Annotated in this window: 1 pseudogene; it reads left to right on the forward strand. The window is 79.6% G+C overall.

The window, feature by feature from the left end:
• Positions 1 to 2 precede the first annotated feature (2 nt).
• A pseudogene (locus IE178_RS35285) lies at positions 3 to 582 on the forward strand (protease); the annotation flags it as partial.

Raw genomic sequence — 582 nt, forward strand, 5'->3', positions numbered from 1 at the left:
CTGTGAGCACCGAGAACGAGGGCACCGCGGTACCCCCTGCCCCGTCCGCACCGCCTGTGCCGGTGGATTCCCCCGCAGCCTCCCCGCAGCCGTCCTCCGCCCCGCAGGGCGGCGCCACCACGCCTCCGCCTCCCAGCACCCCTCCGCGGGTCCCGGGCACCCCGCCGCAGGGCCCCGCGGCCGGCCCGCAGTCCGGCGAGGCCGCGGCCGGTGCCGCCGCACCCTCGGGCGCGGCTGCCGGACCGGCGCCCCACGGCAGCACCGCCTCGCCCGTCGACGGCTCCTGGCCGCCGCCCGCGCCCCCGGCCATGCCCGCCTCCGGCGGCGGCTGGGGCGCCGGCTACCAGCAGCCCGCCCCGGCCCGTCCGTCCGGCCGGCGCGGCGGACTGATCGCCGCGGTGATCGTGGCCGCGCTGTTCGCGGGCGGTCTGGGCGGCGGCATCGGGTACACGCTGGCCAAGAACGACGACACCGGCTCGACCACCGACTCCGTCTCCGACAACGGCGCCTCGCAGGTCAAGCGGGACCCGAACTCGGTCGCCGGTGTGGCCGCCAAGGCGCTGCCCAGCACGGTCACCATCG

The sequence above is a fragment of the Streptomyces griseoloalbus genome (assembly GCA_014650015.1).
Taxonomy (GTDB): Bacteria; Actinomycetota; Actinomycetes; order Streptomycetales; family Streptomycetaceae; genus Streptomyces; species Streptomyces griseoloalbus.